Source organism: Acinetobacter sp. S-1 (assembly GCF_059579785.1).
Genome location: NZ_CM184207.1, coordinates 283,478 through 302,837, shown reverse-complemented (window position 1 = coordinate 302,837; position 19,360 = coordinate 283,478). Strand labels below are relative to the sequence as shown.

Genomic DNA, 19,360 nt, shown 5'->3' with positions numbered 1-19,360 from the left:
TTATGAATGCCCAACTTTATTCGTCTTGCTTTCATTCATCCATCGATAAATGACTGGCAATAAAACCAGCGTTAGTATCGTAGATGAAATAATGCCACCGATTACTACCGTTGCCAAAGGTCGTTGTACCTCTGCACCCGTTCCAGTTGCCAAAGCCATTGGAATAAAACCGAGGGAAGCAACGAATGCCGTCATTAATACAGGGCGTAATCGCAGTACAGCACCTTTCCAAGTTGCAGCATGAACATCTAGAGTTGCTCTTAGCTCTTTAATGAATGTGAGCATTACCAGACCATTCAATACCGCAACACCTGATAGAGCGATAAACCCGACTCCAGCAGACATAGAAAGCGGAATATCTCTCAGCCATAAAGCCACTAATCCACCAGATAAAGCGAAAGGAACCCCGCTAAAGACAAGTAAACTATCTTTAAAGTTACTAAATACCGCCATCAGCAATACAAAGATCATGATGAGCGCCATCGGTACGACGATTTGCATTCTTGCAGTGGCAGAAGCAAGGTTTTCAAATTGTCCTCCATAACCCAACCAATAACCGCTAGGTAGCTTTTGCTGCGCCAGTTTACTTTGCACCTCTTGTACAAAAGACCCAAGGTCACGATCACGCACATTTGCCGTCACAATCACTCGGCGTTTGCCATTTTCACGGCTCACTTGAGCAAGGCCCAGAATATTCTCAACCTTAGCAACGTCTTGTAACTGGATCAGACCGCCGTTTGGTAAGCGAATCGGTAATTGTGCTAGCTGCTGAGGCGTACGCATGTTTTCCTGTAAGCGAATCACGAAATCGAAACGTCTATCACCCTGTAAAATTTGCCCTACGCTTTGTCCTCCAATATTCGTAGCGACAATATCCTGAATAGACTTGACTGATAATCCATATTGAGCAGCTAGTGCATGATCAACATCTACATTCAGTAGTGGTAAACCATCAGTCTGTTCAACTTTGACTTCACTAGCACCTGGAATGCTACGTAACTGTTGGGCTATTTTTTCCGCTTCCTGATTGAGGACCTGCATATCATCCCCAAAAACTTTCACCCCGATATCACTACGTACACCTGAAATGAGTTCATTAAAACGTAGTTCAATCGGTTGCGAGAATTCACTGTTATTACCAGGAATCTGATTCACGAATTGCAGCATTCTGGTACGCAATTCATCTATCGTTTCTTTAGGGTTTGGCCATTGATCGTGTGGTTTTAATAGAACAATACCATCGGAAATATTAGGAGGCATGACATCGGTAGCAACCTCGGCTGTTCCTGTTCTTGCAAAAATGGCTTTAATTTCGGGAAAAGCTTTCAGTAACTGCTTTTCCACATTCTCCTGAATCTTAAGTGACTCTTCTATGCCTGTGCTCGGTGCACGCATGAGTTGTAGTGCAAAATCACCCTCACTGAGTTGAGGTGCGAACTCACTCCCCACTCTTGTTGCAATAGCACTTGTCAAAATTAAGATGCTGACCGCTGCTGTGACAACAACATATCGAAAGGCATATGCTTTATCGAGTAAGTCTGCATAACCTTTTTTCAGTGACATCATCCAGCGGCTTTCTTTTTCCTTCACCTCACCTGTAACAAACAAAGCGACAGCTGCCGGTACAAAGGTCACGGATAAAATAATCGCTCCCAATAAAGCTAAAACAACGGTCATTGCCATAGGGTGGAACATTTTTGCTTCTACGCCTGCCAAAGCAAAAATCGGCAAGTACACGACCATAATGATGATCTGACCAAATATTAATGGTCGTCGCGCTTGTTTAGCGGCTAGAAAGACCTCAGTGAAACGTTCTGAACGTGTTAATAAACGACCTTTTAAATGCTGCGCTTCAGCCAAACGCCGAATACAGTTTTCAACAATAACAACAGCCCCATCAACAATGATCCCGAAGTCCAAAGCGCCCAGACTCATCAGGTTGGCACTGATTTTTTGTTCTGCCATACCTGTTAAGGTAAAAAGCATTGCCAATGGGATAATACAAGCAGTGATTAAAGCAGCACGAAAGTTTCCTAAAAAAATAAAAAGGATAACGATGACTAAAATCGCCCCTTCAATTAAATTTTTAGCTACTGTTTTAATTGCTTTATCTACGAGACTACTACGATCATAGACTGTTTCAATCACAACGCCCTGAGGGAGCGATCTTTGAATTTCCTGAACTTTGTCATCAATCGCCTTGGCAATGGTTTTACTGTTCTCACCCATCATCATCATGGCGATACCTAAAACAGTTTCCTGTCCATTATAGGTAGCACCACCCGTACGCAAATCATGACCAATCGATACTGATGCAACATCTGCAACCCGTATGGGTAAACCGTTTTTAGTGGCAACCGTAACGTTCTGGATATCTTGTATTGATGTCAGCATACCGGGAACACGAACTGTGAGTTGCTGGCCATTTTCTTCAATAAATCCAGCACCACGGTTTTCATTATTATTTTGAAGCGCATCCTGTAAATCAGTGAGTGGAATTTGCAACTGTTGTAACCGTGTCAGATCTGGAGAGACCACATAGGTTTTGTTATATCCACCAATGCTATTAACTTCTGCCACTCCTTGTACGCGTTGTAACTGGGGCCGAATAATCCAGTCCTGAATTTCGCGCAAGTCCATCGCGCTATAGGCTGAACCATCTGCCTTTTTAGCATTTGGCTCTGCTTTTACAACCCATTGATAAATCTCACCGAGTCCAGTTGAAATTGGAGACATTTGCGGATCAATGCTATCTGGTAAAGCACTCTTTGCTTCTTGTAAACGCTGGTTAATCAGCTGTCTTGCCCAGTAAATGTCTGTGCCATCTTTAAAGATAATCGTGACCTGAGAAAGGCCATATCTGGAAATTGAACGAGTCTGTTCCAGATTTGGAATACCAGACATGGCATTTTCAATCGGATAAGTAATCCTTTGCTCAACTTCCGGCGCAGTAAAGCCATTAGCCTGACTATTGATTTGTACCTGTACATTGGTGATATCAGGCACGGCATCAATTGAAAGTTTTTGGTAGCTATAAATTCCGACACCAATCCAAGCAATGACAAACATCATGACCCAAATGGCGTTGTTAATTGAAAACTGAATAATTCGATCAAACAAACCTTCAGCCTTTGGCAAATCAGGTTTATTAATGTCCATGCTCAGCCTCCCCTTTTTCAAGTTCGGACTTGAGCAAGAAACTACCTTGAGTCACATATTGCTGCTTTTCAGTAATTCCAGATTTAACCTCTACCCATTGTGCATCTGAAGAATAATTGCCTAACTCTACCGCAACAGGAGCAAAATGAATTTTGTCCTTCTCCTGTTTTGCAATAAAGATGACATTCTTGCCATCAATCTGTTGTATCGCTGTCTTATTAACTCGTAATACAGTCGCTGCATTATTTTGTTTCAGTAACACATTGACCATTAAGTTAGGGCGTAATTCTTTTGAAGGTGTGAGTACCTTGGCACGAACCTGTAGACGACCAGTTTGAGTATCCGCTTCTGAAGTTAAACTTTGTACCTGTGCTTTAAAAATGTTGTTCGTTTGCAGTGATTTAAATTCAATTTCCTGATTAGGCTGAATATTGGTATTTGCACTTGGTAGCACAAATTCGACCCATAACTGATCTAGGCGATCAATAACAAATAATTGTTTTTCAGGACCAATTTGCTCACCAATGACAATATCTTTATTACTGATTACACCGCTTAAAGGCGCAGTTAAAACATATCGGCCTTTACTTGAGCGATTCGCTCCCAAGGCAGATAAACGGCTATTTGCAGCTTGTACCTGAATTTGTGCCTGACGATAAGCATTGTAAGCACGCTGATAATCTTGACGTGCTGAAACACCTTGTTCCCACAATTGCTTTTCACGCTGATAATCTTGCTGCGCTAATGTCAACGCTTCTTGTGCCATGCTTAAATTGGCTTGTTGATCGACCAAATCCGGTACAAATAAAGTTGCAAGCGCTTGACCCTTTTCAACTTGTTGTCCCAACGCAACATTTACGCTATCTACACGCGCAGAAAACGTTGAAGAGACATGTGCTTGCTGGTCTGTATTTACAACCAGTTTGGCAGGATAAGAGAGGCTCTGTTCAACTTCTCCACGTCCTACTTGCTCTAACTTCACTCCATATTCAACCAGTTGCTTAGAAGTTAGGTTTAAACTTCCTTCCTCTTTTTCAGATTCTTCATGACCAGCTTCACCCTCTGCATGCTCTTCTTCACCTTCAGTATTAGGCTGTTTTTTTCCAGAGAAAAATAACCAAGCACTTAAAGCAAGGCAGACAATCAGCAGCAAAATAGCAATAAACCATTGGTTTTTCATTTTTTTAACTGACATTACTCTACCCCTCCAACTGTCGGCAACTTATAGGTGTCTTGCCATAAATTTTGATTAATTTGATTTAATGCATCTCCAGACATCACCATATTTGGATCGATCCCGAGAGCTAAACTTTCTGCCTCAATTGCTTTTTGCCAAGCAGATTTAAGGAGTTGAACTTTCTTCAAACGTTGTTCTTGTAATTGAAGGGTAGATTGCTGAACATCGGTAATTGCAAATTTACCGACTTTAAAGCCAAGCAACATTTTCTCTTGTACCGTCTCTGATAAAGGGATTTGCTGCTCATTCATTAAATTATATTGCTGCTTTAAACCCGCTAACTCGTACTGTAGAGTACGAATAGAATTCTGGCTTTGCTTTTTATAAAAGCTTTGCTGCTGGTCAATTAAATCGAGTTTGCTTTGTGCAACTTTTAGGGCATATTGCTGGCGATTAAAAATGTTTAAAGGAACTGCTATACCTACTCGAATCTGATTTTCGGTACTGCTCGTTTCTGCGGTTTTACTACGAACCACTCCCATATTTACAGTAGGCGTAGGCCGATTTTTTGCCTTTAAATAATTAATTTCAGAATTTTGTTGTATTGCTTGAAGCCGCAGGGACTGTTCTAACAAATTCTGTTTTAGATATTGATCGATATCATCTTCATTTTTTAAAAGCCATGCACTTTTTATATCTGGACGTAATGTGAAGCTATCTTCTGTCTCACCCCATAAGTTAGCCAATTTTCTTTTAGCACTACTCAGTGATAATTCAACTTCCTGATATAAACGCTGATTTTCAACATGCGTCATGAGAGTTCGATCTAAATCAACCTGAGCAATACTGCCTGCCTGAAAGCGTAAGCGGGTAGCATCAAGAAGATTTTTACTCGTTCTTAACTGGGCTTTAGCAACTTCATGTTCAAGCTCTAAAATAGATACTTGTGACCATAAATATTTTACCGCCAGCTTCAGTTGAGCCTGATATAAAACCTGATTTAACTCAACTTGATTTTGCTGAACACTTGCCAGTTTTTTTGCTGCGGAACGTACACCAAAAATATCTAGTTTTTGCGAGATCCCAAGTTCTAATTCCTGATCTTTTCCAGATTTAAAACCCGTTTGCTGTACAGAAACCGTCGGATTTTCCCATAGCTGACTCTGTTTGATATTGCTCTCGGCGATATCTTGTTGAGTTTGCCAAATTCCTGTTTGAGTCTGAAACTGCTTAACCTGATCGAGCACCTGTTCAAACGTTAAAACATTCTGTACTTGCTGCAGTTGAGTATTCTGCGTGAGGTTTTGATTTGAACTAGCAGCAGTTGTTATAGCGCTAGTTGAAAGCGCAACTGCAACAACTAATGATTTAAGTACCCAAGACGTACTCAGACTAACGAAACTTTTTTCGTATAAAAAAATAGACATAAAATAACCCTATGAAATAAATAATATTTCTGGTGGGCTAATTTTCGGCTACCCCACCTATAGCAGGGTTAAAACAGGAGGCGGGTCTTGTTTAGAGATATGAGGGGACTTATAAGAATTGGACCAATAATATTGTTGTTTTGGCTCAGATGACTGTATTAACGGTGAAACAAGTTTTTCTTGTGCTTCTACAATCACAACATGAAAACATGAAGGCAAATGGTCATGATGATCGGACAAGTTTAAGGGAGCTTTATGAGTCCCCGCGATATCTGTCTTTTCCGTATGGCTATGCTGTGAAGCTTCATAACTCAACGCTGCATGATGACCAAAATGATGTAATGCCTTTTCCTGATTTTCATGGGCGCAAAATGCCGCTGCCACATTCCATAAACTTTGGAATATAAGCAAACAGAATAAGACGGACATGAAAAGTGCAGAACGTGGCAACAGCACACCATTAAACTAAGAAGTTGAACAAAGCCACTATAGCAGGCAGTGGGCATGTAATAAAATTACATCTATAAGTAGCAGTATAGAAGCGATTCTAATCTCGCCTGAGTAAAGATAAGAATAAATCATTAAGAATCTCTATCTTTACTCATAGGAAACTAATTATTAAGTAATTAGTTTCCTACAAAAGAAATTATTTACGCTTACAAGTTAAATGAGGGTTCTTACTTTCTTCAGCTTTAGCTTTTGTTTCTTGCTGAGCCTTAATATTCTTTTCGAGGAATATTAACCCTCCATCAGCATGAGCCAAACTTGTTGAAAGAAGTAAAACCATCAAAACCGATTTTGTATTTAGTTTAATAGACATAATAATCACCAGATCTAAATATTCATAATTTATTTAAGGACTTAACCCAGAAATAAAATTAATTTTTCGCATGCCTTTGTTAATCAATTCAGGACAAATCTTCTGAGTCTCTAAGAAGCATGCGGATATACTTTCATTTCATTTTTAGAACCAACTAAACAATGAAGGGAGAACACCATGCAGTCGCAACTCATCAAAAAGTTGGACTAAGGCCGCAACCCAGATAAACCACACCACCTGCGTCAAAAAAATACGGAAATGCTTCGGTGAAACCTGATAGAACTCAGGCTCTTTAAAATTTTTGAAACTTGGTAAAAAGCGTGGAATTGTCTTTATATAATCTGAATATGCAGTTCCATATTTTTCACTCAGGAAGGCTTCTTCTTGGCGTATAACAAAATGGTAGTAACAGAGAAAATAAAACGTGAATACTATTGGAAAGATAAACGTCTCTGTAATCAACATGATCCCGACTCCACCCAGATAACTAAACAGATAGAGTGGATTTCTACATAAAGAATAGGGACCGTCTGTCACCAACTTGGCATTTTTAAATCCGGAAATGTAAAGGCTGCACCATATTCTTCCCATTACTCCGATGCCCACAAAAAACCATCCAAAGAACCATAAAATATGTTCTATAAATGCCGCCTGGAAATGCCATTTACTAAAACTTAAAGCAAGAATAATAGCTAAAATCAGCCCAATCACTCGGGAGCTCACAGTTCTAACACGGGGGGTAAATAAAATATTCATTTCCATAAACCTCCATCACTGTGAATCATCAGAGATGAGATAACCGATTCATTAAAATGATATTTTTGTTTTCCGGAAAGATTTGACAGAACCTTATATCCCGCCTTGTCATTAACATAAAGACGTGAATGTTTAAGCGAGTAATCTACATAGAAGATTGCTGCGCTTTGTTTGCACATATAATTAAGCATAAAATAACCCTTTGAAATAAATAAATTTCTGGTGGGTTATTTTTCGGCTACCCCACCTATAGCAGGGTTAAGACAGGAGGGGGATTTAAAGAGCCAAGATACGGAGACTGATAAGAATTAGACCAGTAATAGATTTGTGAAAGCTCATGTACACGCACAAAAGGTTCTTGAGCTTGTTGTGCATTTTCAGTCATCACTACATGAAAACATGAAGGTAAATGATCGTGATGATCTTGCCAGCTTAATGGAGCATTATCAGAATTTTCTACAATACCCACATGTTCAGTCTGCATATGGTCTGAAGATTGATATACATTTAAATCTGCATGATGACCGAAATGTTGTAATGTCCTTTCCTGATTTTTATGGACGCAAAATGCCGCTGCCACATTCCATAAGCTTTGGAATATAAGCAAACTAAACAAGACGGACATAAAAACTGTAGAACGTGGCAACGGTACACCATGACAGTAAATTGCACAAAGTCACTATAGCAAGCGATAGCAATGTAATAAAATTACAAAATGATTTTTGGTTAATTTATCGCTGTTTTAAAAAAGTTTTTTCTTTAGAAAAATTAATTTCCTGTTTGAGTTCCTGCAATGTATAAAATATTTTCCACCCTACTCGTTGTCGTCTGTTTAAATTTGAGTGCTTGTGCCACGACATTACTTTCAGAAGCTTTACCTAACGAAACCACAAAAACCGAGAAAATCATTTTAGCAAAAGATCAAATCATTGCTTTAGGACAAGCTGTTCAAAACCAGCAAGAACAAGGGATCGTCTTTGTAGGTCAAGATTTTAGTTATTTAATGACCGAGGGAAGCGCTGAGCTATCAAAACTTCTTCATGCAATCCCAGCAGATCAGCGAAGTCTGACCAATCCGTCCCCACTGGTACTGACCATGGATGACCCAAATCATTTTCATGGTGTTTTACAAATACGCTATAACACGCGTATGGTTGATTTAAATGACTCGCAAAAAGACTTATTAAAATCCCTCGGCTTTAGACAAAATTTCGATATTATTCAAAATCAGCAAACAGCACCTTATCCCTATATCAATATTTTCTTTAAAGGCCAGCTTTATCAATCACAGGGAACTAAAAAAGTCGAAAAAACCTTAGCGCAACCTTATCCAATTATCCTGCAACAGGAAAATAAAATTACCAAAAAACATCCTTTGAAAAAGGCGACCCGTATGGCACTTTATCCGTTAGCGATGGCATTTGATGTGGTCACGGTGGCCCCTTCTCTGATCTGGGCAGACTTACGAGGTAACTTTACAAAATAGAAGTTCCTGGGCAAAACTAATTAACTAGCTCTTAAGCTAGTTTTGTTTAAAGAAATTTCTTTTGTTTGATATTTATAAATTTTCTCAAAAGTCTTTTGCGTTAAATAATAGCTATTTTTTAATTTTAAAAGCTCTAATTTCCCTTAAGAATGCCACTATTCTCATAGTAGTTTCACTTAGCGTAAAAACACGTGTAACTTTTATGTAAGCCAAAACTTCATTATTTTTCATCCAAATGCGCTATATCACATTTACAAAAAAAAACATAATATTTCAATATAAGGGACTAGCTTAAAAGTGTGAGTCAATTCAATTAAATTGAGGAACAAGGGAGACTATCATGAATATGAAATCAATCAAGTATAGGCTTAATCACTTGTTTGCTTTTGAAAACTTACCTTCTGATATGCATTCACAAGCAGTTGATGAAATTGAACAGGGTTTACGCTTTGAGGAACTAGCCGAGCAAGACCATGAACGTATGCAAAATTGGTTAGATGTAACTCCTAATGACCGAAATGCTATGTGGTGCTACTTACGAGCAGCTTTACGTGGTAGCTCTGATGCTTCTTTTAAGCTTGGTATTGGTTATCTAAATGGCCAATTTGGATTAGATAAAAATTATCGTGAAGCTGAAAAATGGCTACAAAAAGCAGCAAGTCAGGGGCATCCCGATGCTGAACGCTGCTTACAAGAAGCGTTTAGCAAGCTCGCATTTTCTTAAAATAAAAAACCAGCCCTTAGGCTGGTTTTTAAATTATCAGAGATTATCCGCTAATTTTTTTGTATTTAGTACGTTTTTGAACAGCGTCTTCACCTAAACGTGACTGACGGTATGCTTCATATTCTGCATAGTTACCTGTGTAGAATTCTGGCTGTTCATTTTCAAATGACAAGATGTGTGTCGCGATACGGTCAAGGAACCAACGGTCATGCGATACCACCATTACCGTACCCGGGAATACAAGAATTGCATCCTCAAGCGCACGTAAAGTTTCAATATCCAAGTCATTTGATGGCTCATCCAGTAAGATAACGTTTGCACCTTGCTGTAAAATTTTCGCAAGTTGTAAACGGTTACGCTCACCACCAGACAATTCGCCTACGCGTTTTTGCTGGTCTTGGCCTTTAAAGTTAAAGCGGCCGATATAAGCACGTGAAGCAATTTCATAATCGCCCACTTTCAAAATATCTAAACCACCAGACACTTCTTCCCAAACAGTTTTGTTATTGTCTAGAGTGTCACGAATCTGACCCACGTAAGCCACTTTAACTGACTCACCTAAAGTCACAGTACCTGTATCAGGTTGCTGTTCGCCAGTCATCATACGGAATAAAGTCGTTTTACCCGCACCGTTTGGACCAACGATACCTACAATTGCTGTTGGAGGCACAGTAAACGATAAGTTTTCGTACAATACGCGGCCGTCAAATGATTTGCTGATACCTTCCACTTCCACAACTTTATTACCCAAACGAGGGCCAGGTGGAATGTAGATTTCAGACGTTTCATTACGTTGCTGGAATTCTTTAGAGTTAAGCTCTTCAAAACGCTCCATACGTGCTTTGTTTTTCTTTTGCTGACCTTTCGCATTTGAACGAACCCATTCAAGTTCTTTTTTCAATGCTTTAGCAAAAGATTCTTCTTGTTTCTGCTCTTGTTCTAAACGAGCATTTTTTTGCTCTAACCAAGAAGAATAGTTACCTTGGTAAGGAATACCGTGTCCACGGTCAAGCTCCAAGATCCACTCGGCAACGTTATCTAAGAAATAACGGTCATGCGTAATCGCAACGATTGTGCCAGGGAAATCTTTCAAGAAGCGTTCTAACCAAGATACAGATTCTGCATCCAAATGGTTCGTCGGTTCGTCAAGAAGTAGCATGTCTGGCTTTGAAAGTAATAAACGGCACAGTGCTACACGACGGCGTTCACCACCTGAAAGCTTAGTTACGTCTGCATCCCAAGCTGGTAGGTTCAACGCATCTGCCGCGATTTCAAGCTGGTTATTTAAGTTATGTGCATCCCAAGCATGGATAATTGATTCTAATTTTTCCTGCTCTTTTGCAAGTGCGTCAAAATCAGCATCCGGGTCTGCATACTCTGCAAATACCTGATCAAGACGTTCTAAAGCATCTAAAGCTTCACGCACGCCATCTTCAACGTTACCACGAACGTCTTTAGTCGGATCAAGAGGTGGCTCTTGCTCTAAATAGCCGATTTTAATTCCAGGTTGTGCACGAGCTTCACCAGAGAAATCTTTATCTACGCCAGCCATAATACGAAGCAAGGTAGATTTACCTGCACCGTTCAAACCGAGCACACCAATTTTGGCACCCGGGAAAAATGATAAAGAGATGTCTTTTAAGATTTCGCGCTTTGGCGGAACCATCTTAGACACTCGGTTCATCGTATAAATATATTGGGCCACGCAGGACTCCTCAATTGAAAAACCAATACATCGCATAAGCGATAAATAATCGCGCGTATTATACGCTGAAAACCCCAACAACTTGAAGTTATGATTTCCATCGTACGGATTTATCAAACAATTTTCTTTTTCAATAAGTTGCAAAATGTTTATGGATAAGATTTATACAGCTTTTCAGCGTATATTTTTCTATCTTTATTCCTAAAATTAGAAAACAAACCAGAATTTCTGCAATTTTGTACATAAATTTTAGGCTAGACTCGCTCAATATTTAACTCACGAAGATGAAGTAATCATGACTTATAAAGATGAAACATTAGCAATTCACGCTGGCTATTCACCCGAAGCAACAACAAAAGCGGTTGCGGTCCCTATTTATCAAACAACTTCGTATGCATTTGATAATACACAGCACGGCGCTGACCTTTTCGATTTAAAAGTTCAGGGCAATATTTATACCCGGATTATGAACCCGACTACTGCTGTACTTGAGCAACGCCTTGCTGCACTCGAAGGCGGAATTGGTGCTTTAGCCTTGGCTTCTGGAATGGCAGCGATTACCTATGCTGTCCAAACGATTACAGAAGCAGGAGACAACATTGCCTCCGTCTCAACTTTATATGGCGGAACTTATAATTTATTTGCCCACACCTTACCAAAACAAGGCATTGAAGTTCGCTTTTTTGATTATCAACAGCCTGAAAGCTTACGTAATTTAATTGATGATAAAACTAAACTTGTTTTTGTTGAGTCGATTGGTAACCCACTCGGAAATATTATCGATTTAGAAGCAATTTCAAAAATTGCACATGAATATGGCGTACCTGTCATCGTCGATAATACGGTTGCCACCCCTGCCTTATTAAAACCATTTCAATATGGCGCCGATATCGTTATTCATTCTCTTACTAAATATATTGGTGGTCATGGTAATAGCATTGGTGGTGCGATTATCGATAGCGGCAAATTCCCTTGGGGTAAATATCCAGAGCGTTTTAAAGTTTTAAATACACCAGACCCAAGCTATCACGGAGTTAATTATGTCGAAGCATTAGGTGAGGCTGCCTATATAGCACGCGCTCGCGTAGTGCCATTACGTAATACAGGTGCGGCAATTAGCCCACTGAGTGTTTTCTTAATTTTACAAGGATTAGAAACTCTAAACCTCCGCATGGAACGTCATACTGAAAATGCGCAAAAAATTGCGGAATATTTACAGACCCATCCAAAAGTAAAATGGGTGAACTACGCAGGTTTAAAAGATCATCCACAGCACCAACTTGCTCAAAAATATGTAAAAGGCAAACCTTCTGCAATTTTATCTTTCGGGGTGCAAGATGGACGCGAAGGAGGTACTCGATTCATCGATGCACTCCAGCTATTTACTCGTCTTGTTAATATTGGCGATGCTAAAAGTTTGGCTTGCCACCCTGCAACTACAACTCACCGTCAACTTAATGAACAAGAACTTAAATCTGCTGGTGTAAGTGAAGATATGGTTCGTCTTTCCATTGGAATTGAGCATATTGATGACTTAATTGCCGATTTAGAACAAGCACTTTCAGCTGTATAACTTTTAAACTATTTATCAAGCCTCTGGAAATAGAGGCTTTTTTCATTTTTTTGTTCATTATATAACTAAAATAATTAATGGATTAAGATACTATTTTAGAGTTTTTACTCTAAATAAATTGTTAAATTTCATATATTTACAGACTAGACAATTTTTAAACATCTATTAAGATAAGAACAACATTTATGAGTTCATTTGGATGAACCTACGGTTGTAAAAAATAAAAATTACATACCGGAATAAATAGTCCCTGCCCCTACTTAGGTAAAATGCTGTGAATAAAAAATTAGAAGCTCTGTTCCAGGAAAAGGTACAAGATAAAGTCATTTTAGTGACAGGCGCCTCGAGTGGAATCGGATTAACGATTTCAAACAAACTTGCTGATGCTGGTGCCCATGTTTTACTGGTTGCCCGTACTCAAGAAACTTTGGAAGAAGTAAAAGCAGATATCGAAAAACGTGGCGGTAAGGCATCAATTTTCCCGTGTGATCTTAACGATATGGAAATGATTGACCAAGTATCTAAAGAAATTTTAGCGACTGTTGATCACATTGATATTTTAATTAATAACGCAGGTCGCTCTATTCGCCGTGCTGTACATGAATCTTATGATCGTTTTCATGACTTTGAACGCACGATGCAATTAAATTATTTTGGCGCGGTTCGCCTAGTTCTCAATATCTTGCCGCATATGATTCAGCGTAAAGATGGACAAATCATTAACATTAGCTCGATTGGTGTTTTAGCAAACGCTACTCGCTTCTCTGCATATGTCGCGTCTAAAGCAGCGCTTGATGCATTTAGCCGCTGTCTATCTGCCGAAGTTCATGCACACAAAATCGCAATTACTTCAATTTATATGCCATTGGTTCGTACCCCAATGATTGCACCAACTAAAATTTATAAATATGTACCAACACTTTCACCTGAGCAGGCTGCTGACTTAATTGCTTATGCAATTGTGAAACGTCCAAAACGTATGGCAACCAACTTAGGCCGCTTAGCTTCAATGACTTATTCTGTAGCGCCAGGCATTAATAATATGTTCATGTCGATTGGTTTCCGTTTATTCCCAAGTTCAGATGCAGCGAAGGGACAAAAAACCGAGAAATTAAACTGGGCGCAAAAAGCATATGCACGTATTTTCCCAGGTGAACACTGGTAATTTTGAATTAATCACATAACGAATAAAAAGCGCCTTAAATAAGGCGCTTTTTTTTAACTAAAGAACTGATCAATCGAGAAACTGAACGTGCCCTGTTTTCACATCGTAAATTGCACCCACAACTACGATCTCACCTCGATCAACCATATCTTTAAGCACACTACTATTATTAATAATGTACTGGATGTTGTAATGAACATTCATTGCTGTGACTTGACTAATAAAAGCATTACCTAATTCACGTGGTTGCATAATGTCATATACGCTATCAACCGAATGCATTAATGGTCCAAGTACATATTGAATGTGTGGCATTTCCTTCACATCCGATACTTGTTTTTGTTCTAAACGCAATTGACATGCACTCGTCACCGCACCGCAATCAGTATGTCCTAAAACAACGATTACTTTAGAACCTTTAGCCTGACACGCAAATTCAAGTGAACCCAATACTTTTTGCCCAGCAATATTACCTGCAATTCGCAAGCTGAACAGATCACCAATACCCACATCAAAAATCATTTCCGTAGGAGCACGTGAGTCCATACACCCAAGGACTGCTGCGATCGGATGTTGCCCTTCATCTGCAGTCACACGAATTTGTCGGTAAATATCACGTTGAAGGCGTTCATTTTTTACAAAACGCTCGTTCCCCTCTTTAAGTAGGTTAACGACCTGTTGTGGACTCAACTTTTGTTGCAAATCATGTGTACTAATATCAATATCAAGTACCGCATCATCAACGTCTTGATAGTGCTGTTTGAACCCGACCAATTTAAGATTTACTTGGCGTTTAATAGCCGTTTCACTTTGATAATCTTGAATAACTTGATAGATATCAGGATCGATCGAATCACATTGGGTTGCATCAATAATGAGTTGTTGATGTTTATGCACATGTTCTAATGCCGAAATAAGTGCAGAACGGTTAAGAAAGGTGACTTGGGAAGGAAGCTCAATACGAGTCACTACGCCATGCAAACGCTTCTCTCTATAAACACGAATACCTTTATTAAAATTGCCATAGAGAATAAAAGCACTACTGGTGAACAGACCAATTAAAATTCCCATTAAAAGATCGGTCAGTAAAATTGCAACCAAGGTAATAATAAAAGGTAAAAACTGTTTCCAACCTTTTTGATAAAGCTGTTTGAATAGTTTTGGATGGGTAAGTTTAAAGCCTGTCACGATGAGGATCGCAGCCAATGCAGACAGAGGAATCATGTTCATTAATGGCACGAAGAATAAAACCGCTAACAGCAACAATACCCCATGAATAATGGTAGAGCATTTACTACGCGCGCCTGTATTCGCATTCACCGAACTTCGCACAATCACTGAAGTCACGGGCATGCCACCTATTAAGCCCGATACGATATTCCCTGTACCTTGTGCCCAGAGTTCACGATTCGGCGGAGAAGAGCGTTTTTGAGGATCGATTTTATCTGCTGCCTCTAAATTCAATAACGTTTCTAAAGATGCCACAACAGCCAGAGTAATTGCCCCTGTGTAAATCATAGGCTCAGCTAAATAGCTAAAATCAGGAAAAATTAATACATCTTCGGGTGCTTGTAAGATATTCGGCAATTGGATGAGGTTATCAATTTGCACTGCCCATGAAGAGCCCATACTCACTAAAATAAAATTTAAAACTGCTGCGAGTACAACCGCAATCAAAGCAGAAGGTAAAGCTAATTTTTTAAGCGGACTGCTATCCCACGCTAAAATTAAAAATAAACTGAGCAAGCCAATAAGCGCAGCACCTCCATCAAAACGTTGAAGGAATGCATCTGGTGTTGAAGTCCAAACCTGTTTCCATGAAAAATCAGAAAGTCCAAACAGATAAGGTAATTGCGTGGCAATCAGAATCACGCCAATAGCGGCTAGTAATCCCAAAATGACATTATTTGGAATAAAGTTCGCAAAAAAACCTAACTTAAATAATCCAAATAGAATTTGTAGGACACCGGCAAAAATAATACATAATAAAAAGGCGGCATAATTGCCGCCTAATTGTTCTAACTGTACAAGGATGACAGCAGTCAGCCCTGCCGCTGGGCCTGCAACGCTAATGTGAGAACCACTTAGTAGACCTACAATAATACCGCCCACAATACCTGCAATAATACCAGAGATGATGGGAGCACCTGAGGCTAAAGCAATACCCAAGCATAGTGGTAATGCCACGAGGAATACGACAACTCCGGATAAGAGGTCTTTTAAATGAAATCTATTTTTCAGGTTTAAAACCGACATAAAACAACCATTTATAATAAAAAGAAATAAGCAAAGTTGTACTATTACAGCCTGAAAGTGAGTAAATGCTTCAAGGCTGGGTTGATGATGTCGAACAACTGAATATCATTAAAGTTTAGTTATGCTATAACGTTGTGTATTTAATTGTGTATTTAACAACGATTTGTTGATCTTAAGATTCACCTCATCTTTACGACTGCTTTTTTCTTATTTTGCTTTTATATAGTTATTGAAAACATAATATTTAACCCATAAAAAAGCCTCCAATTGGAGGCCTTTTTATCAACTAAAGACTCTTATTTAGAACCTTTAATTCCCGCTTGTAATAACAATGCACCTAAACCACCAATCTTTTGTTCTTGTGGCTTCTCTTGCTTGCTACGCTGAGGACGTTCAGCTTGATCTTTACGCGGTTGAGGACGTTTACCTTGAGGCTTACGCTCAAAACGCTGTTCTGTATTTTGTTCACGGCGTGGTGGGCGCTGTGCTTTTACAGGTGCAGAACCTTCAGCACGCATACTTAAGTTCACGCGGTTACGTTCAACATCAACCTGCATAACACGCACTTGTACGATCTGGCCCGGTTTTACAACTTTATGCGGATCAGAAACAAACTCATTCGCTAATTCAGAAATATGAACTAAACCATCCTGATGCACGCCAATATCAACAAAGGCGCCAAAGTTTGTGACATTAGTAATCACACCCTCAAGTTGCATACCTTCAGTTAATTGACCAACTTCAGTGATATCTTCGCGGAATTTAGCAGTACGGAACTCTGGACGTGGGTCACGACCCGGTTTTTCAAGTTCAGCTAATACGTCTTGAACCGTTGGCAAACCAAATTTGTCATCAACAAATTCATCAGCTTTTACTTGGCGAATGATTTCAGTATTACCAATGATGTCTTTCACAGTTGTCGCTTTTGCTGCAACAATTTTCTCAACAAGACCATAACTCTCAGGGTGAACAGCAGAAGCATCTAAAGGTTCAGAACCATTTTGGATGCGTAAGAAACCAGCCGCTTGTTCAAACGTACGCTCACCTAAACGTGGTACGCTTTTCAAAGCTTGACGGTTATCAAAACGACCATGCTCTTTGCGATATTCAACAATTTGCTGAGCAATGGCTTTATTCAAACCTGCAATGTAAGCCAAGATTGCTGGCGATGCTGTATTTACATCAACACCAACAGCATTCACACAGTCTTCAACTACCGCATCAAGTGTTTTAGCCAAACCAGTTTGATTTACGTCATGTTGATATTGGCCTACACCAATTGATTTCGGATCAATCTTAACAAGTTCAGCAAGTGGATCTTGTAAACGGCGAGCAATCGACACTGCACCACGAATTGAAACATCAAGCTCTGGAAGTTCTGCCGCAGCAAGCTCACTTGCAGAGTAAACAGATGCACCCGCTTCACTTACAGTCACACGTGTTAATTTAAGGTCTGTATTAGCAGCCATCATTTCAGCCACTACAGCTTCTGTTTCACGGCTAGCTGTACCATTACCAATAGCAATAAGCTCTACATTATATTCACGGCATAGACGTGCAAGTTCAGTAATAGAACCTTCTTTATCTTCTTTAGGTGCGAATGGGTAAATCGTGCTATGGGCAAGTACATCACCTGCATCGCTTACTACCGCAAGTTTCACACCAGTACGAATACCAGGGTCAACACCTAAAGTAGTACGACCACCCGCTGGTGCTGATAATAATAAATGACGAAGATTTTCAGCAAATACCTGCATTGCTTCTGCTTCGGCAGTAAGTCGTTTCTCTGTTAGCAATGAATGCTCGATTTGAGGACGAACTTTACCTAACCAGAATAATTTTGCAGTTTGTTTTAAGAAATCTTGACGTGCTTGAGGTTGAATTTGCTCAAGGTTGTATTCAGTTTCAATACGCGCTAATGGCGCATCATCTTCACCATCAACTTTTAAACCTAATACATTTTCTTGACGACCACGCAACATCGCCAATAAACGGTGTGAAGGTAATTTGTTTAAACCTTCAGAAAATTCAAAGTAATCACGGAATTTTTTACCGACTTCTTTCTTTTCTTCAGAAGCAACTGTACTTTTTAAAACCGCAGTTTTTGCAAAAGTTGCTTTTAATTCTGTAGTAAGCGCAATATTTTGTGCCCAGTCATCAATCAGAATATGCTGGATCGCATCTAACTGACTTTCAACATCTGGATAGTCTTCATGACTAAAACCAGCCAATGCTTCTGTCGGGTCAACTTGTTCTGCAATAATTTTTTCAGCAATCGGTCCTAAACCTGCTTCTTTTGCTTTAAAAGACTTACTTGTACGCTTAGGACGATACGGTGCATAAATTTCTTCTAAAGCATTTTTTGTTTCGGCTGCATTCACCCGCGCCAACAAGTCATCATTCAATTTATTCTGTTCTTGCAATGACTGAATGACCTTTTCACGGCGCTCATATAAATCACGTAAATACGCTAAACGAGTATCTAATTGGCGTAACTGCGTATCATCTAAACCTTGTGTTACTTCTTTACGGTAACGGGCAATGAATGGAACACTGGCACCTTCGTCAATTAAGCGGATGGCAGCTTCTACTTGGTTTGGACGTACGGCAAGCTCACTTGCCAACTGCTGAACTAAGTCAGTCATCGTGTTTGATCCCACAAGGATAAAGTTTAAAAGCACTGATTATAAAGACCAAGCCCATAAAATCCACACTTGTTTGCGTATTCAAAACGTTTTTTTGTATTGACTCTGAATATTTATACTTTTTACGACTACTAGAGCACATAAAAACAGTGATTTAAGTATGAAAAATTTGAGAGCGAACCCTCCCTTTTAATCTTTAAAAAATATAAACGTATGACTTGTGTCATGAACGTGACAAAAAATTAATATAATTTATGAGAAATTGATCATATTGATACATAGCCCAAAAGACAAAAATATTAAGGTTGAGCACTACTTTATTCTTCTAATTTGTTATTTACTCAGTTTTTTTATCTTATTCAGCAATCAAAAGTATATTATATTTATTTCAAATAACTGATTTGAAACAATTAGTTATTACTATTGAGTAATTAGAAATTTATTGAAAATTTAACTATTTGTTGTTT

15 protein-coding genes are annotated in these 19,360 nt (G+C 39.2%); 4 read left to right on the top strand and 11 right to left on the bottom strand.

Translation table 11 applies throughout. The features are described 5' to 3' along the window. The 8 genes from AC52J8_RS01430 to AC52J8_RS01395 form a co-directional block, all read right to left on the bottom strand. Positions 1-3,159, bottom strand: coding sequence for an efflux RND transporter permease subunit (locus AC52J8_RS01430; protein ID WP_208753416.1), 3,159 nt, complete (start codon positions 3,157-3,159; stop codon positions 1-3). Next, positions 3,149-4,354, bottom strand: coding sequence for an efflux RND transporter periplasmic adaptor subunit (locus AC52J8_RS01425; RefSeq protein ID WP_199992208.1), 1,206 nt, complete (start codon positions 4,352-4,354; stop codon positions 3,149-3,151). The genes AC52J8_RS01430 and AC52J8_RS01425 overlap by 11 nt, the downstream gene beginning before the upstream one ends. Beyond that, positions 4,354-5,763 carry a TolC family protein gene (locus tag AC52J8_RS01420; protein WP_208753417.1) on the bottom strand — a complete coding sequence of 470 codons (1,410 nt, stop codon included), beginning with the start codon at positions 5,761-5,763 and terminating at the stop codon, positions 4,354-4,356. Before AC52J8_RS01420 ends, AC52J8_RS01425 begins: the two co-directional genes overlap by 1 nt. Positions 5,764-5,820: 57 nt before the next feature. Beyond that, the gene (locus AC52J8_RS01415; RefSeq protein ID WP_333725059.1) at positions 5,821-6,213 is read right to left on the bottom strand and encodes a cation efflux protein, CzcI-like; all 393 of its coding nucleotides are present in this window, start codon (positions 6,211-6,213) and stop codon (positions 5,821-5,823) included. Positions 6,214-6,409: 196 nt separating this feature from the next. Then, complete coding sequence (locus AC52J8_RS01410) at positions 6,410-6,583, bottom strand: hypothetical protein (protein WP_204085560.1); 174 nt, start codon at positions 6,581-6,583, stop codon at positions 6,410-6,412. Between the two features lie 144 nt (positions 6,584-6,727). Next, the gene (locus tag AC52J8_RS01405) at positions 6,728-7,345 is read right to left on the bottom strand and encodes a methyltransferase family protein (RefSeq protein ID WP_086399978.1); all 618 of its coding nucleotides are present in this window, start codon (positions 7,343-7,345) and stop codon (positions 6,728-6,730) included. Beyond that, complete coding sequence (locus tag AC52J8_RS01400; RefSeq protein ID WP_005067033.1) at positions 7,336-7,530, bottom strand: hypothetical protein; 195 nt, start codon at positions 7,528-7,530, stop codon at positions 7,336-7,338. Before AC52J8_RS01400 ends, AC52J8_RS01405 begins: the two co-directional genes overlap by 10 nt. 56 nt (positions 7,531-7,586) lie before the next feature. Beyond that, a complete protein-coding gene (locus tag AC52J8_RS01395) occupies positions 7,587-7,985 on the bottom strand; it encodes a cation efflux protein, CzcI-like (protein WP_197738961.1) in 399 nt (132 codons plus the stop codon). A gap of 147 nt (positions 7,986-8,132) precedes the next feature. Between AC52J8_RS01395 and AC52J8_RS01390 the strand changes: the two genes are divergently transcribed. Both AC52J8_RS01390 and AC52J8_RS01385 read left to right on the top strand, forming a co-directional pair. Beyond that, the gene (locus AC52J8_RS01390) at positions 8,133-8,825 is read left to right on the top strand and encodes a YidX family protein (RefSeq protein WP_086399976.1); all 693 of its coding nucleotides are present in this window, start codon (positions 8,133-8,135) and stop codon (positions 8,823-8,825) included. A gap of 340 nt (positions 8,826-9,165) precedes the next feature. After that, on the top strand, positions 9,166-9,549 hold the full coding sequence (locus AC52J8_RS01385; protein WP_002116715.1) for a tetratricopeptide repeat protein: 384 nt from the start codon (positions 9,166-9,168) through the stop codon (positions 9,547-9,549). A 43-nt stretch (positions 9,550-9,592) separates the two neighbouring features. Here the strand turns inward: AC52J8_RS01385 and ettA are convergent, their stop codons facing one another. Next, positions 9,593-11,254, bottom strand: coding sequence for an energy-dependent translational throttle protein EttA (ettA, locus tag AC52J8_RS01380; RefSeq protein WP_005067029.1), 1,662 nt, complete (start codon positions 11,252-11,254; stop codon positions 9,593-9,595). Positions 11,255-11,549: 295 nt separating this feature from the next. Between ettA and AC52J8_RS01375 the strand changes: the two genes are divergently transcribed. Then, on the top strand, positions 11,550-12,827 hold the full coding sequence (locus tag AC52J8_RS01375) for an O-acetylhomoserine aminocarboxypropyltransferase/cysteine synthase family protein (RefSeq protein WP_017481748.1): 1,278 nt from the start codon (positions 11,550-11,552) through the stop codon (positions 12,825-12,827). Positions 12,828-13,101: 274 nt separating this feature from the next. After that, on the top strand, positions 13,102-13,992 hold the full coding sequence (locus AC52J8_RS01370) for an SDR family NAD(P)-dependent oxidoreductase (protein ID WP_002116932.1): 891 nt from the start codon (positions 13,102-13,104) through the stop codon (positions 13,990-13,992). 69 nt (positions 13,993-14,061) lie between these two features. On the opposite strand, the gene AC52J8_RS01365 is transcribed toward AC52J8_RS01370, so the two are convergent. Together AC52J8_RS01365 and AC52J8_RS01360 are read right to left on the bottom strand one after the other, a co-directional pair. Beyond that, complete coding sequence (locus AC52J8_RS01365; RefSeq protein ID WP_086399975.1) at positions 14,062-16,248, bottom strand: SulP family inorganic anion transporter; 2,187 nt, start codon at positions 16,246-16,248, stop codon at positions 14,062-14,064. A 296-nt stretch (positions 16,249-16,544) separates the two neighbouring features. Continuing rightward, entirely contained in the window at positions 16,545-18,893 is a 2,349-nt protein-coding gene (locus AC52J8_RS01360) for a Tex family protein (RefSeq protein WP_032036587.1), read from the bottom strand. Between the last annotated feature and the right edge of the window lie 467 nt (positions 18,894-19,360).